Raw genomic sequence first — 15,245 nt, 5'->3', positions numbered from 1 at the left:
ACCACGCGCCGGTAAGCGGTCAGGCGGTCAGGCGGTCAACGGCTCGGTCGAGCGCTCGATAGCACCTGCAAGCGTCTCGACGCTGGGATACTCAAAGAGCAGATTCAGCGACAGACGACTGCCGAATTGCTTGCTCAGCCGCGACATGATCCGCATGCCGGCCAGCGAATGCCCGCCGATGGAGAAGAAGTCTTCGTTTCTACCCACTTCCGGCACATTGAGGATTTGCGCCCAGACCTCGGCAATGGATTTTTCCAGAGCCGTCGACGGTCGCTCGCTGGTGACTCTTGCACGGCCGTTTTGAGTCGCCAGTTCAAGCAATGCACGCTTGTCGACTTTGCCGCTCGCATTGACCGGCAGTTGCTCGATCACATGCACTTCGGAAGGCACCATGTAGTCGGGGAGGCGATCCCTTAGCGCTACACGAATCTGTTGTTCATCCAGTGCAATGGTCCCGTCCAGACTGACAAAGGCAACGAGTTGCTTATCAAGATTCAGTGTGCGCAGAATCAGCGAGCACGCCGTGACACCAGGCAATTGACGTATCGCCTGCTCAACCTCACCAGGCTCTATGCGCAAGCCACGGATCTTGATCTGGCTGTCACTGCGCCCCAGAAACTCGATACCGCGGCTCTGGGTCCAGCGCGCCAGGTCACCGGTGCGGAAGAGAGTTTTGCCGGGGAACCTCTTCAGTGTCACAAAACGCTCCTGGCTCAGTTCCGGACGCTTGAGGTAGGCGCCGGTGATACCTGTGCCGCCGATAAATAACTCTCCTGGAACACCTGGCTCGGCAAGCTGCCCGAAAACATCCACGATGTAGGCATCGGCCTGTGCAATTGGCCATCCGATCAGAGGCTTGTCAGTCACTTGTTCGACTTTGTCCATGCTGTAGGCAGTGGTAAACACCGTACCTTCAGTAGGGCCGTACCCGATGGTGAGCGTCCCGGTGGACTGTGCCAGAAAACTGCGCATGCTTTGCGGTGAAACAACGTCACCGCCGGTCACTACATGTCTGACGCCAGCCATCGCATGAGGATACTGATCGACCATTTCCTGGAACAATGCGGACGTCAGCCAGAGTACGCTGACCTGCTGGCTTTCCAGTGTGTGTGCCAGGTCATCCAGCCCGCCGGCTTCTCCAGGCTGAACCACCAACTGCGCGCCGTTCAGCAAGGCACCCCAAATTTCAAAGGTCGATGCATCGAAGGCGAGGGGCGCGAAAAACAGGAAGTGGTCGTCACCATTGATATCGATATAGTCCGTCCCCTTGACCAGACTCACGACCGCGCGGTGGGTACTGGCAGTGGCTTTCGGAGTGCCTGTGGAACCCGATGTGAACATGTAATAGCAGTGAGCATCGGCGCTGACGACAGGCTTGACCAGTGGCGACACGCGCAGGTCATCCTGCTCAGTCAACAATTGCCCGATCAACAGCGTTGAGGTTGCATCACGTAGAGGCGGAGCACTCTCATCGATCAGTGCCCACTTGACGTCCGCCTCTTCCAGCAGCCAGTCACGACGCTCGGCAGGCGACGCACAGTCGATCGAGAGGTAGCACGCACCGGCTTTGAGTACGCCCAAGAGCGCTGCAACCTGCCACTCGGAGCGCATCATGCAGATACCGACGACATCACCGGGCTGCACATCCTTGCGAAGCAATATGTCGGCAATTTTGTCGGCGGACTCATTGAGCTGAGCGTACGTCAGCACTGCCTCCCCGCACCGCACAGCGATGGCTTCGGGCTGTGTAGCCGCAAATGCCTCGACGATGGCGTGCAGGGACGTTTCAGGGTAGGTCGAAGCAAGCCCCTCACACTGTGCCTGAATGGCAGCCTGGTGCTGGGCCGACAGGCTTTGTGCCAACGTCTCGTCAAGTGACTCACCGGCCTTTTCCAGCAGCTGGACATAATGCCCGGCCATTGATGTCGCTGTTTCCTGAGTGAACAGGTCAGCGGCATAGCCGAGTGACAACGAAGCCTTTGTGCCGGAACGGTCCAGGACGAATTCGATGGGCGGATGCAGACTGCCCGAAGCACTTCCCTGCTCTGCACGCGCGGACAGGCCGTTGCAGAATACCGACTGTATTAATGACTGTGGCGCTCTTCCCGATGCCGCAACACTGTCATCGAGCGCTTTTTCCAGGCTCTGTGCGGAAGATGCGTGCCACTGACGAGCCTGCTCGCAGTGCTGTTGTGTGCGCAGGAAGACATCGGCAAATGTATCGTGCGCAGTGAGCGTCAGCTTGAGTGGCAACGGTGTGGCAAGACGCTGTCCATCGGCAGCGGTACCCAGACCAGCCACGACGGTTTGATGCCCGCCATAACGTGCCATGACAATGGCATAGATAGAAAAAAGCGCTACTTCAGGTTCAATGCGGCGCTGTTCACACGCTTGAAACAGGCGTGCAAGGCTTTCATCCGACAATGGGATTTCATGACGCACAAGTGGCCCGCTGACAACGCGATTAAGCGCATGGTCAGCCAGAAGACCCGAGGCTTCGAGGTCGAGAGATTGTTTCCAGAACTCTACGCCAGGACTGACAGAAGTACCGCCTGCGGCAAGGACAGCAGACTTGCGTACATTGGCGAGGCTTTCTGCCGGTTGCTCGAGCCAGGCGCTTGCCAGGTGGAGGAAATCATCCATAAGCGCTACGACATCTGCCTCTTTGGCGACAGCGGTGGAGTACTCAAGCATGAAACGACCGCCAGCGGCCGGGTTAACCTCGTCATCGAAAACGCAAATGACATTGAGGTCGAATTTCGCAGAACCGTTTGCCAAGCCCTCCACCACCTCGACATCAATGTCCGCAAAGTCCAGGGTGCGGGACATGGAGTTATGAAAACTGAAAGCAACCTGAATGTAAGGTAACTGCTGAGTTAAACGCTCCGGGCTCAGATCGGCAACCATGGTGGAAAACGGCACATGCGACTGCAAACAGGCCGTGCGGATTTCTTCTTTCACGGCTGCCAGTAGAGGTGCCCAGGGCGTGTTCGCGTCAATGTCGATGCGCAGCGGCAACATGTTGACCAGCATACCGATGGTGTTTTCGATACCCGGCAGGTCGCGGTTGGCGACGGCGGTACCGATCAGTTGTTGCGTCTGACCCGAACGCGCCGCTACTACACAGGCAAACAGTGAAAACATAGTCTCGAACAGGGTGGATTTATTCTTCGAGCCATACGCCTGAAGTGCGCTGATCAACCCACCGGGCAACGGTACCGACACGGAACTGCCGACAAAATCCAACGCCGCTTGCCCACCCTTCGGTGCAGGAAACGGCGAATGCGTGTAGGCAGGCCAGGTTTCAAGACGACCGTACCAGAAGTCTCGGCCTTGACGACCTTGAGCCGAATCCAGCCAGTCGCGCTCCCATTGGCAGTAATCGATAAACTGGATCACCGGCTCAAGGGGCTCTTGATTAACACGGCCCTTTTGTTCGTTGTAAAAATGATTGAGCTCTTTGAGAAACAGCCGAAATGACCAGCCGTCATGAATGAGGTGGTGTTCGATGTGCAGCAATGAGTGGAATTGGTCACTGAATTTGAACAGCACCCATCGAATCAGCGGAAGTTTCGCCACTTGGATTTTCTGGGCTATTTCAGCTTTTATAATAGAATTCATGTAGGTCTGCCGTACCGCTTCACTGCTGGCAGACAGGTCAACGATCGGGATGTTCACGGGCCAGGCGTCCTGAATAGTTTGCCGTGGCTCCCCGTCAACCTCATCGAAAACAGTGGAGAGTGACTGATGACGCTCAACCACCATACTCAGCGCCAGTTCAAGCGCGTTGATATCAAGGTCGCCGCGAATATTCAGCATGGCCTGAAAATTATAAGCGATACTTTCTGGTACTAACGTCTCAAGAAACCAGGCCTGTTCCTGAGACATGGAGAGTGGCCCTTCCGTACCGGTTATATGCTGTACGCCGGCCCGCTTAGCGAGATCTTGAGAGCGTGACGGTGCGGTATTATTTTTCTCAAAACTGTTCATGACGGCCTCAGGTAACATATTAATCAGGTGACATCAACCTCGTAAAAAAACCGATGCAAGAGATTTTGTTAACGACGATTGACTTCTTTCAAAAAAAACACATACACCCTGTAACCGTCTACCTGTGAAAAATAACAGCTTACGCAGCCCCCCCAACCTTCCTAGTCTATATAACGCCCTAATAACAACGCATTGCAGAGCACAACCTGTCGAGGTAAACGATGCAAACCGTCCAAAGATTTCACTGTAACGATGCACTCAAATTTGAACTCATGCGTCTTTACAAAAAGAATAACTGGCGATGGCTACTGGGTTGGTCGGGGGATATTATTGTCATTGCTTCCGCTGTCGCACTCACCCAATGGTCGTTGTATGCTTATCCCCTCAGCGTGCTAATTATCGGTTCAAGGCAACGCGCACTCGCCTCCCTTGTTCATGAAGCAGCCCATTTAACCCTGACTCAAAGCCGTTCCCTAAGTTATGCCATTGGCCACTATCTAACCGGCTTACCCATCTTTCAGGATTACGAAGCTTATCGACATTCGCACGTGCACCTGCATCACCATCATCTCGGTGACGCCGACAAAGACCCGGACTACCGTTACTATATCGATTCTGGACTGCAGGCGACCGTAGATCGGTTTGACTTCATGTTTAACCATCTGCTTAAAACCGTGCTGCTCCTGAATATATTCAGCTACCTGCGTTACCTTGTCATTCATCGGTTGGGCGCACTGTTCAAGTCCCCTCGCAAAGCGCTGACCCTCATCGCAGTACACGCTGTTTTATTCTCGTTGTTCTACGCCACCACAGGCCTGTACGGTTACCTGATGTTCTGGCTCGTTCCTTACCTCACGGCTTTTCAGGTCATCGGTTGGCTGTCAGAGGTTTCTGAACATTTTGGATTGTTCGGCAAGGAACGGGAGGCCTTGCGTATCACCCGCAACCGTTTCCCCTCCTGGTGGGAGAGGCTGTTTATCGGCATGCATGGAGACAACCTGCATCTCACTCATCACTTGTTTGCAGGCATCCCCTACTGGAATCTGTACAAGGCGCACTGCGTTCTTTTGCAGGACCCGAGCTATGCTGCAGTCAATCAGGTCAAGGGTGGCATCATCTCGGGTCGTCGCGACAGGCAATCGGTCATACGCCAGATACTGAACATTTATCGCCTGCAAAACAAACGTCATTCTCAGCACAACACTGCGCATCAGGCGCGGTACGAGCAGTCGACGCGCGAAGGTACGCAGGCAACAACAGGCGATAACCGGTAGCCGTCGCGTTCCACTGCAGGTTGTCAATAAGTATTCCGATCGAACCCGCGCTGTATCGGAATCGCGCACAAAGAGCCGAGGCTCACTCAACGCTTTAATGGCCTTTGCGACCTGCCACTCAGGGCGGTCGTCAAGGCTAGCACCGTCCCTTACAAAATGCCCATCTTGGTCAGTTGTATGCAAGCCTGAAGTTTGGTTCGGACACCCAACTTCGAGATCACATTGGAAATGTGAAAATCCACGGTTCTTTTGGATATATTTAGAATGACGGCAATTTCATTACAGGTCTTGCCTATTGCCGTCCAGATGTACACTTCCTTTTCACGGTCCGTGATAGTGAAGTTTTCGTCCGATTCATTCAAGCCCATGACCAGGCCCGTCAACTTATGATGAAACTCACGAACCAGCGACTTCACCTCCGTCGCAAGACTGTACTCGCCTTGCGCATTCCCTGTTCCGGCTTCTTTATTTGCAAACCGAAGTAAACTGAATGCCTTCTCTTCGCCGAGGTAGAACGCCGTCATCCCGTCAGAGGTGGTACCGGCGTCGATCATTTCGCCACGGTCATTTGATGATACAGGCCTGTTCAGTAACCCGGTAAATAGTGGCTGAGAGCAAGCAACGCCCCGAACCGTATCCGCTACGTCCTGCCGCTCCGCACAATGACTGTTCTTTTCCCCTGCCTCCGGACCGCTGACCAGAACAAAGCCATGTTGCTGTAAGGCTGGCGTGTGATGATAAAAAAAATAGGCATAGTGATGAACACCCCGCTCACTTGCACTCTGTTCGAACTCCCATTCCAGCTTTTGTCTGCCGGTGCTTTTTTCATGGCCAAACATATCGCTGCGCAATGAAAGTGCCATCATCCTACTCCATGAACCATTTGAAATGGCTACTTCTCAAGTGAGAAGCCCATGCAATTCATGATAACTACGCCCCACCCTTCACGCAACTTAAGTAACTCTCAGACTTTGAATACCGGCACTTTGCCTGCACACTGATACTCACTGTGCGCGATTATAGTATTTCTTACGACATCTTATTAAGCCGCACACTAACAGCTCCACCCCACAGAACAATACCTTGATAGTTCTGATAGGCGTCTCATAAAAACTTTAACTCTATCACCCTAAAAACTCTATTCTTCGCCCCTTCTCTCATCCCGCTGTCCCCCTTTTACAGGGCAAGGCAACCTTGACCTGACACAAGCCGATCAATAAAAGCAGCCGCGCGTTGCGAAACGTTCGGCACAGAGCGAAGACACTTCACCAAGAAGAGGCTGGATAACCTCATGTGTGTCTTAATGTGAAAATAGCGAATTGCCCACCTTCCCCGCCATCTTCTCCGGCTTGATCAAAAACCGCGCCAGCGCGGGCAGCAGCCACAGTGCGCCGAACATGTTCCACAGCAGCATGAAGGTCAGCATCAGGCCCATGTCGGCCTGAAACTTGATTGCCGAGAAGATCCAGGTGCACACGCCAATGGCCAGGCACAGACCAGTAAACAGCACGGCCTTGCCGGTGGACTTAAGGGTTTCATAGTAGGCCTCCTGCAACGGCAGGCCGGCGCGCAGGAAGCTTTCCAGACGGCTGTAGATGTAGATGCCGTAATCGACGCCGATGCCCACTCCCAGCGCCACAACCGGCAGAGTCGCGACCTTGACGCCGATGCCCATGAACGCCATCAGGGCGTTGCCCAGCACTGAGGTCAGCACCAGTGGCAGGACGATGCACAGCGTGGCGGCCCATGAGCGGAAGGTGATCATGCACATGGCTGCCACGCAGAGGTAGACCAGCACCAGAATGACCAGCTCGGACTGCTTGATGACCTCGTTGGTCGCGGCCTCGATCCCGGCATTGCCGGCGGCCAGCAGGAACTGCAGGTCCGGCGTGTCGTTCTCCTTGGCGAAATCCTGCACGGCATGTACGGCACGGTCCAGGGTTTCGGCTTTATGGTCGTTGAGGAATACCAGCAGGGGCGCCAGCGAACAGGTGTTGTTGTACAGACCGTCGGCGCGGGCAATGGAGTTGTTCAGCACATCCTTGTTACGCGACAGGCTCTCCCATTTCAGGTTGCCCTCGTTCATGCCCTTGATCATCTGTCTCGACACCGTCACCAGCGAAATGGCCGACTGCACGCCCTGGGTGTTTTCCATCTTCCAGGCCAGCTCGTTGATCGCTGACATTGTCGGATAGGCCGAGCAACCTTCTGGTGGCGTCTTGACCATCACCACCAGCACGTCCGAACTGGTGGAGTAATGACTGATAATGAACGCGTTGTCCTTGTTGTAACGTGAATCGGGACGCAGCTCCGGCGCGCCCTGGTCCAGGTCGCCGATCTTCAGGTTCTGGCTGTACCAGAGCCCGCCACCGAAGGCCAGCAGCGCCAGCACAATGGAGACCGGCGCAACCTTTGGGCTGGCAAAGTTGGACAGCAAGCGCCAGAACGGATGCTCGGACACCGCATCCTGCTTGCTGCGATTGATCGCCCGCTTGCTGATGCCCACGTAGGAAATCGCCACCGGCAGCAGGATCAGGTTGGTGAACACGATCACTGCCACACCAATGGAAGCGCCGATGGCCAGCTCGCGAATCACCCCGATGTCGATAATCAGCAGCGTGATAAAGCCGACCGCATCGGCCAGAATCGCGATCATGCCCGGCAGAAACAGCTGACGAAACGTCCGCCTTGCAGCGGTCAGGGCGTTGTCGGCCTCGCTGGATTGCAAGGCGATACCGTTGATTTTCTGCACACCATGGGAAATGCCGATGGCAAAGATCAGGAACGGCACCAGCATCGAGTACGGGTCAATACCGAACCCCACGACGTGCATCAGCCCAAGTTGCCAGATCACCGCAATCAAGGTGGTGATCAGCACGGCGATGGTGCTGCGAAGACAGCGGGTGAACCAGATCAACAGCACCAGCGTGATCAGAAAGGCGATGCCAAAGAACATTACCACCATGAACAGGCCGTCAATGAGGTCGCCGACTTTCTTGGCGAAGCCGACGATGTGAATCCTGATGTTCGGGTTTTGCGCCTGATACTTGTCGCGGATCTTCTCTTCAAGCTGGTGCGAGAACTGCTGATAGTCCAGCGCCAGCAACTTGCCCTGGTCTGCCGGATCCGGGTAGGACTCCTGCAACGGCACATCAATGATGCTGGATTTGAAATCGTTGGCCACCAACCGCCCGACCTGTCCGGACTTGAGTATGTTGTTGCGCAACAGATCCAGACTCTCATCCGAACCGTTGTAACTCTGCGGAATCACTTCGCCTCCGGCAAAGCCCTCCTCCGTCACTTCGGTCCAGCGTACGCTCGGGCTCCACAGCGATTTCAGGCCAGAACGGTCAACGCCAGGAATGTAGAACACCTCGTCGCTGATCTGACGCAGCGTCTCCATGTAAGGTTTGGAAAAGATGTCACCCTCCTTGGCCTCTACCGAGATACGAACGGTGTTACCCAGATTCGCCAGATCGTTGCGGTGTTCCATCATGTTCTGGATGAACGGATGGGACAGCGGAATCATCTTCTCGAAACTGGTGGAAGGCCGCACCTGCGTGGCCTGCCAGAACAGAAAGAGGCTGGCCAGCAGGCACAGGATGATGACTGCCGGGCGATGGTTGAAAATCAGGCGTTCGAGGAAGGCTGCCTTGTCATCCGGATCTTGCGCGTGCTGGTGCGTGTTCATGCCTGAATATCCCCGCCCTGAAAGGTCTTATTGTTGGGTGGTATCGGCGCCCGTCGGCGAGGTGAGGCGAACGCCGCCCTGCCCGACCAGAATCAGATTGCCTTGAGAATTGCCAGTGACCCCGGCCAGCGAGATGCGATCAGGTCGATTGAAGACCGCGAATGTTTCACCGTCGTCGGTGCTGCGCATGACACTGCCGCCATTGCCGACCAGCACCAGCGAGCCATCGGCCAGCAGCGTGGCACTTGCCAGCCCGAACTCGATCGGCCCGCGCGCACCCTTCAGTTCGACGGGCTGCCAGCTGTCACCAAAATCGCTGGAGCGAAACAGATTGCCGCGCAGACCATAGGCCAGCAGCGTGGACGGCTGTGCCGTGCCGATCACACCGAATAACGAGCCTTGATACGGGCCGTCGATTTTCTCCCAGGTCTGCCCCTCGTCGCGGGAGCGAAACATGCTGCCCGCTTCGCCGACGATGAACAGGCCGGCGTCCTTGACCTGAGTGATGCCGTTCAAGTGGTACTGGTCTTCGTTGTCCAGCCGGTCGCTGACATCTTCCCAGTGCTGCCCGCCATCGGCCGTGCTCAGCAGCAGGCCGTAGGCACCGATGGCCAAACCGTTGTCGAGATCCTTGAACCAGACATCCAGCAGCGGAGCCTCGCGCTTCAAGTCCTCGAACTGCTTGCTCCAGCTCTTGCCGCCATCGCTGCTGGCCAGTACCTGCGCGTCGTGACCGACCGCCCAACCGTGCTGTTCATCCACAAAAAACACGGCCGTCAACAACTGCCGGGTAGGCACGCGGGCCTGACTCCAGGTCTTGCCCTGATCATCGGAAAGCAGAATATGCCCATGGTCACCCACCGCGACCAGCCGCGCTCCCGCATGGGCGACGTCCAGCAACAGCGTGCGTGAGGCTTTGGCCGACTCGATGGCATAAACAGGAGCGTCTGCAGCAACGGCAGTGGATACCGGCTCGGACCCGGCCGTGGCTGGCAGCGCAAACAGGGATGACGCAACGACAGCCAGGGACATGCCCGCGCATAACCAGGTGCGACGATGGAAGGACTCACGCATGGACTTTTCCGCTCTTATTATTATCAGGTGGCTGTTATCGGGTGCGGGTGCCGGACAACTCGTATCGATGTCGACGCCCGCAGCGCTATGGCGTTACCTGTCTGGAAGCTCAGCCATCCTAGGCAGCTTTGCAAATGCCTGACAATCGACATGTCGTTATCTTTTGTTAAGCGTGTTGAATGTGATTGATGAAACATAACGACGGTTGATCGGGCAGATTGACCGGACGCCGGTCAGCGAATGCTTCTGCGCCGCAAGGCCGCTGGTTTGAAGGCGTTCACGCTGGGCGCCGGTTGAGAGAAATCACTGGTGCCAGGCTCTTGATTGTCGAGGTTCTGTACGTGATAACGCCGGGCCTGCAGGTCATGGAAGACGTCCAGAGCAGACCAGGTCGTCGGCAGTTCGTAGTAGTTCTTCAGGTACGCCATGGAGACGCGCCACAACTGCCCCCGGGCATCGTACTGATCGACGATTGCGGCCTGCCAACTGTCCTCGTCCAGGTACAGCGTGCGTCTTGAGTAGACATGACGCGCGGTCGGTTTGAGCGTGCCCTCCACCACCCATACACGATGTAGTTCATGGCGCGTATAGGCCGGGTTGAGATGACCCACCTGCAATAATTGCCGATAGGTAATGTCGGGGCTGGAAATGCGGTAGTTGTTGTAGGGAATATAAATCTCGCGTTTGCCCAGTAACCTCCAGTCGTAACGATCCGGCGAGCCATTGAACATGTCGGTGTCGTCAGCCGTACGCAAGCCTTCAGAGGCCGGGATCGGCATGTCGTAAGCCAGACTCGGCGCGCGGCGTACCCGACGTTGCCGCGCACTGTAGGTCCACGCCTGCCGCGGCTCCTGTATCTGGTCCAGTGTTTCATGGACCAACACGGCAGAACCGGCCATACGCGTGGGACACTGGGTAAACGACAGGTAATAGAACAGCACGTTATCCAGACTGGCAAAGCTGCCCGCAGGATCATAGAAGCGAAACAGCACTTCCTGACGCGACGTGTTCAGCTTGAAACTGCCGTCGCGCTGTATCGCAACTTCCGAAGTACGTCGCACCGCATAATGGCCGCGATACCGGGCAATGTGGTTCCACACGGCCTGAATGCCCTTTTCCGGAAGCGGAAATGGAATGCCGCCGTAGGCATCGACAAAACCATTACCACCGCCGATCAATCGGGCTTTCTGCGCATTGCGGCGGGTGTTGTCGTACACCCATTGCGGCGCCGATCCGGAACGTCGCGTGGGGTATACCGGCATCCGGTAGCTGTCGGGGTAGGTTTCGAACATCGCCACCTGCCCAGGCGTCAGGCGCGTGCGATAGTGCTGCATATTGGCGTGAGTGATGGTGAACAGGGGCTTGTCAGCGGTATACGGGTCGACATGCCGAGTGCCCGAGCCCTTGTATCCGGGCGGGGGCCGGGTGATTCCGCCCGTCCAGGGCGGAATGGTCCCCGTGGCATTACCTGCCATCTCGCCTCCCAGCGGGGTCAAACGACTCCCGAGCAACGTGGTATCGACTGCCTGGCAGGTGTTGATCGCGAACAGCAGCGTCAGCGCGCCGCCCAGCAGTTGTTTCATGAGCATGTGGGCTCTCCTTGCATGGCCACGTCGGGACGCATGTATGGCGTCCTGGCCTGTAATAGTTCTGCTATAAACAGCGTTTTGTCGGGGCGACACCGGTTATTGACGCGCGGCCAATAAACAGTTGTTTGACAGGCAGACCGAGTGACCCACGTATTCTTCCCGCGAACAGTTTGTCTATCGGGTATACGTCCGTAGGAAACTTCACAAAATAAAAAAGAATGAACAACACACTGTTAAACATTCATGAAGCAGGCACCCGGAATGGCCCACAGTAATGCAACGTGAATGCCAACAGGCAATAAAGAACAGATCACAACTTATATAAGATACAGATCTGAAACGTCGTGCTCCCGCGTTATGACCAGAATTAAAAACAACGACACCGCCTGTTTGATTGTCAGACAGCACACTAACAAGGCCGCTCGTTATGGCGGTTTATTGGCGGGTATATGAACGTGTGGTAACAAAAAGAGTGTTACGTGCTTCAAGCCCGTAACACCGGGTGACGACAGGCAGCGCTCAGTCGATAACCACGTGTGGCAGGAAGCGGCTGGTATCCTTGGTGATCAGGCTGTGGTCTTCACGAATACCGATCCCTGACGCAAGATCGCCGATGACCCAGGAGCCGATCAGCGTGTAGCTGTCGCCAAATCGCGGAAGCGGCGAGTACGCCTGCAGAATGTAGGGCGCATCGGTATAAGGCCCATCGACCGAGATGACCTGATCGCCGGGCGTACGCATTTCAATGTTGGCGCCCTCACGGGAAAAGTAGGGTTTGCGCACCCAGCCTTTGGGGACCGCTTTGCTCGGCTCGTGGTCGACATGCGCAGGCAGCAGGTTCGGATGACCTTCGTTGAGCTGCCACAACAACGGCAAAATCCCCTTGTTGCTGAGAATCGCCTTCCACGCGGGTTCGACAAACTGAGTGCCGCTGGCTGACACGTGCTGGCCGAATTCCTCGTGAAAGATATGCTCCCACGCGTGCAGTTTGAACAAGCGCTCGATCCAGCGCCCGTCCAGATCGACAAAACGCCCATCAGCGCCGAGGCCGATGTCTTCGATATCGATATGCCTCGCATCGATGCCGACGTGTGCTGCCATACGCCGCAGGAAATCGGTAGTGCCCCGGTCTTCGATGGAACCGGACATCGCCGAAAAGTAGAACGGACTCGTGCCGGAAAACTCGGCAAAGGCCCGAACCAGATCCTCAGCAATCGAGTTGAACTGGGTGGCATGCGCAGGCAACACGCCGCGCGCCATCTGCTCTTCCAGCCAGAGCAGTTGCACCGCCCCGGCTTCCATCAGACTGGTCGGCGTATCGGCATTGATTTCGTACATCTTTGCCGGGCCTGTACCGTCGTAGGCAAAATCGAAGCGCCCGTACAGATGCGAGTGTCCCTCCTTCCACGAGGTCTGGATCAGGTCGAAGAACGCTTCCGGAATCGCCAGTTGATGGAGCAGCGCTTCGCTGTCCACCACGCGCGCCACGGCGTCCATGCACAGCTGGTGAAGTTCCTGGGTGGGCGCTTCAAGATCGCGGGTAATCTGCTGTTCGCTGAACAGGTAATACCCGCGCTCGTCCCAGTAACGCTCGCCGTCGATAGTGTGAAAGTTGAAGCCTTCACGTTCGGCGGTCGTGCGCCAGTCCGGACGTTCCTCGATGCTGATCTTTTTCATGCCGCGAACCGTCAGCCTCCGAAACTGCTGCTGCCACTGCTGCTCTTGCCGCCCCAGCCACTGCGTGCCGAAGCCTGGCTGCCGAAGCCGCCGCGCGAGATGGTCGATGACACCGAAGACGAGCCGGACCCAGAGCTGCCCAGATTGCGCCCCAGGGTGCTCCTGCCGTAGCTGCGATCCGGGCTGGATTGCGCCTGGGTGGAACGGCCGAAGGTCTTGCCGCGATCGATCTGACTGGGCAGCGACGAGCTGTAATAACCGCCTCGATCATCGCGCGTCTGGTAGATGGGCTGCGAGTAATAGCGGTTATTGCCGAAGCCGTTGCTGAGCAGATTGCCGATCAGCAGCCCGGCCATCAGCCCGGTGGTGCCACTCATGCCTGCCGGAGCAGACTGGTTGACTTCCTGATTGGCACGGTCCAGTGCCTCTTTCGGCACTTGCCCGGAAAAGCCCAGTTCGAAGCCGCCGAGCTTGGGCATGTACTTGCCGTCAGAGGTGACCTGGCAATAATCCGGTACGAAGTCCGCGTCGCAGGACGCCTTGTCATCATAGGTCGGCGCAATGCGGCGATGATCGGACAGCGCCTGCATGTAGGCATCCGAACAGATATTCACCGGCACCTTGGCATCGACGCATTCCTGCACCGAACTGAAGTTGGCCTTGGCGTTGACGGTGTCCTTTTTCTCGGACGGGCCACACCCGGCAAGGGCCAGCGGCAGTGCACCGGCGAGTACCAGTTTTACTGAACTACGTCTCATCGTGAGTCTCCTTGTTCAAGGCTGCCGTCAGACCGACGGGGTCATGCAGGCGGCATTGAGAAGACCGACGCTGATCGCGACGCTGGCCGAATAGATGGCTGCTGCCATTTCGCCCTTGGCGATGCGTGTCGACAGGCCCTTGAGCACCAGACTGGTAACGCCGAACGCCAGCAGCTGCACAATGGCGGCAATCACCACCCAGACGATCACGTCCAGAATGCTGATGCTGTAGCTGATGATGTTACTGGCCGGCAGCGCGAAACCGATCAGCGAACCACCCAACGCCAGCGCGGCGGCACTGTTGTTCTCGCGAATCAGCGCAAACTCCTTGTGTGGGGTGATCCGGCTGTAGATGAACTGGAACAGCGCGAACAGGATGACCGCCACCAGAATGTACAGGACGAAGCCAAACACGGCCGTGGCATTGAGCGACATACGCAGCGCGTCGATCATGAGGATTTCCTTGTCAAAGAACGTTGATATCAGTGGATTGCAGCGTTATGCCGACCGCCGTGGTGAGCGTGATGCTGCCCTCCTCGTCTTCCTCTACGGAAAACAGCAGAAATTCACGGCGGTTGATCAGTCCCGTTTCGCGGGCGTACAGCATGCTCAGGTGCTTGACACGATAAGTCGCGTCGGGACTGACAATGTCTTCATCGAGCGGCGTCAGCTCGGTCTGGCCAGGGGAAGTCCCCCATTGCCGCTCGAAGACCTCGCCATCGTGCTCGTAGGTCGGCAGGCCGATCTTCGATGATGGCCCGGTCAGGCGCAGCAATTCATCCTTGCTGGTGATCGGCTCGGCGCTGTAGTAGCCGAACAGGATGATGTCCTGCACGTCCTCCGGATTGGGGCCGTCGCTGACCACTTGCAGAAAATAGTCCTCGTTATCGAGGTAAAAACGATGCAGTGCCATGGACTGGCCGAGATCAATATGCCCTACGGACCAGACCTTTTCATCGCCCGGAACGACCACTTCCGAGTGACCGTCGAGCAACAGCTTCAGTGAACTGTCCAGGCACAGCATGCGTCCGGACGCCAGCCCCAGCGGACTGACCGTGCTGACCGGTTGTACGCCGTCCCGGCCTGATGCCTTGGGGGCTTCCAGGCCCATGGCCCGTTTGAACCAACTCATAATCCATTTCCTTGCAGTGACGGGTGACGATATATAACGCTCTTCAAGCGCAACAGGCGC

General features: G+C 56.5%; 10 protein-coding genes. 1 reads left to right on the top strand and 9 read right to left on the bottom strand.

From position 1 onward, the window contains the following. Positions 1-27: 27 nt before the first annotated feature. Positions 28-3,888, bottom strand: a complete 3,861-nt coding sequence (locus tag AO388_RS00140; RefSeq protein WP_058415880.1) for a non-ribosomal peptide synthetase — start codon at positions 3,886-3,888, stop codon at positions 28-30. A 323-nt stretch (positions 3,889-4,211) separates the two neighbouring features. Here AO388_RS00140 and AO388_RS00135 point away from each other — a divergent pair, with 323 nt between their 5' ends. After that, on the top strand, positions 4,212-5,264 hold the full coding sequence (locus AO388_RS00135; RefSeq protein WP_032609993.1) for a fatty acid desaturase family protein: 1,053 nt from the start codon (positions 4,212-4,214) through the stop codon (positions 5,262-5,264). 149 nt (positions 5,265-5,413) lie between these two features. Here AO388_RS00135 and AO388_RS00130 read toward each other — a convergent pair whose 3' ends face one another. The 8 genes from AO388_RS00130 to AO388_RS00095 all read right to left on the bottom strand — a co-directional run bounded on the left by AO388_RS00130 (position 5,414) and on the right by AO388_RS00095 (position 15,185). Continuing rightward, positions 5,414-6,127, bottom strand: a complete 714-nt coding sequence (locus AO388_RS00130; RefSeq protein WP_054081176.1) for a LuxR C-terminal-related transcriptional regulator — start codon at positions 6,125-6,127, stop codon at positions 5,414-5,416. Between the two features lie 437 nt (positions 6,128-6,564). Continuing rightward, positions 6,565-8,955, bottom strand: a complete 2,391-nt coding sequence (locus tag AO388_RS00125) for an efflux RND transporter permease subunit (RefSeq protein WP_058415879.1) — start codon at positions 8,953-8,955, stop codon at positions 6,565-6,567. Positions 8,956-8,982: 27 nt separating this feature from the next. Further along, on the bottom strand, positions 8,983-10,029 hold the full coding sequence (locus AO388_RS00120) for a YCF48-related protein (protein WP_083515739.1): 1,047 nt from the start codon (positions 10,027-10,029) through the stop codon (positions 8,983-8,985). A gap of 233 nt (positions 10,030-10,262) precedes the next feature. Beyond that, a complete protein-coding gene (locus AO388_RS00115) occupies positions 10,263-11,618 on the bottom strand; it encodes a DUF1329 domain-containing protein (protein WP_054081178.1) in 1,356 nt (451 codons plus the stop codon). Between the two features lie 519 nt (positions 11,619-12,137). Beyond that, the gene (locus AO388_RS00110; RefSeq protein ID WP_058415877.1) at positions 12,138-13,295 is read right to left on the bottom strand and encodes a glutathionylspermidine synthase family protein; all 1,158 of its coding nucleotides are present in this window, start codon (positions 13,293-13,295) and stop codon (positions 12,138-12,140) included. An 11-nt stretch (positions 13,296-13,306) separates the two neighbouring features. Then, entirely contained in the window at positions 13,307-14,053 is a 747-nt protein-coding gene (locus AO388_RS00105; protein WP_004414143.1) for a DUF1190 domain-containing protein, read from the bottom strand. Positions 14,054-14,080: 27 nt separating this feature from the next. Beyond that, a complete protein-coding gene (locus AO388_RS00100) occupies positions 14,081-14,506 on the bottom strand; it encodes a DUF350 domain-containing protein (RefSeq protein WP_003368477.1) in 426 nt (141 codons plus the stop codon). Positions 14,507-14,519: 13 nt separating this feature from the next. Next, positions 14,520-15,185, bottom strand: a complete 666-nt coding sequence (locus AO388_RS00095) for a DUF2491 family protein (RefSeq protein ID WP_003368476.1) — start codon at positions 15,183-15,185, stop codon at positions 14,520-14,522. Positions 15,186-15,245: the final 60 nt, after the last annotated feature.

Source organism: Pseudomonas sp. ICMP 10191 (genome assembly GCF_001467335.1).
GTDB lineage: Bacteria > Pseudomonadota > Gammaproteobacteria > Pseudomonadales > Pseudomonadaceae > Aquipseudomonas > Aquipseudomonas cerasi.
This window is presented reverse-complemented; position numbering and strand designations above follow the sequence as displayed.

Bases quoted from the DNA above. Each gene is read 5' to 3' on its own strand.
- AO388_RS00140 (WP_058415880.1), bottom strand. From the start codon at position 3,888: ATGTCTCAGGAACAGGCCTGGTTTCTTGAGACGTTAGTACCAGAAAGT.
- AO388_RS00135 (WP_032609993.1), top strand. From the start codon at position 4,212: ATGCAAACCGTCCAAAGATTTCACTGTAACGATGCACTCAAATTTGAA.
- AO388_RS00130 (WP_054081176.1), bottom strand. From the start codon at position 6,127: ATGGCACTTTCATTGCGCAGCGATATGTTTGGCCATGAAAAAAGCACC.
- AO388_RS00125 (WP_058415879.1), bottom strand. From the start codon at position 8,955: ATGAACACGCACCAGCACGCGCAAGATCCGGATGACAAGGCAGCCTTC.
- AO388_RS00120 (WP_083515739.1), bottom strand. From the start codon at position 10,029: ATGCGTGAGTCCTTCCATCGTCGCACCTGGTTATGCGCGGGCATGTCC.
- AO388_RS00115 (WP_054081178.1), bottom strand. From the start codon at position 11,618: ATGCTCATGAAACAACTGCTGGGCGGCGCGCTGACGCTGCTGTTCGCG.
- AO388_RS00110 (WP_058415877.1), bottom strand. From the start codon at position 13,295: ATGAAAAAGATCAGCATCGAGGAACGTCCGGACTGGCGCACGACCGCC.
- AO388_RS00105 (WP_004414143.1), bottom strand. From the start codon at position 14,053: ATGAGACGTAGTTCAGTAAAACTGGTACTCGCCGGTGCACTGCCGCTG.
- AO388_RS00100 (WP_003368477.1), bottom strand. From the start codon at position 14,506: ATGATCGACGCGCTGCGTATGTCGCTCAATGCCACGGCCGTGTTTGGC.
- AO388_RS00095 (WP_003368476.1), bottom strand. From the start codon at position 15,185: ATGAGTTGGTTCAAACGGGCCATGGGCCTGGAAGCCCCCAAGGCATCA.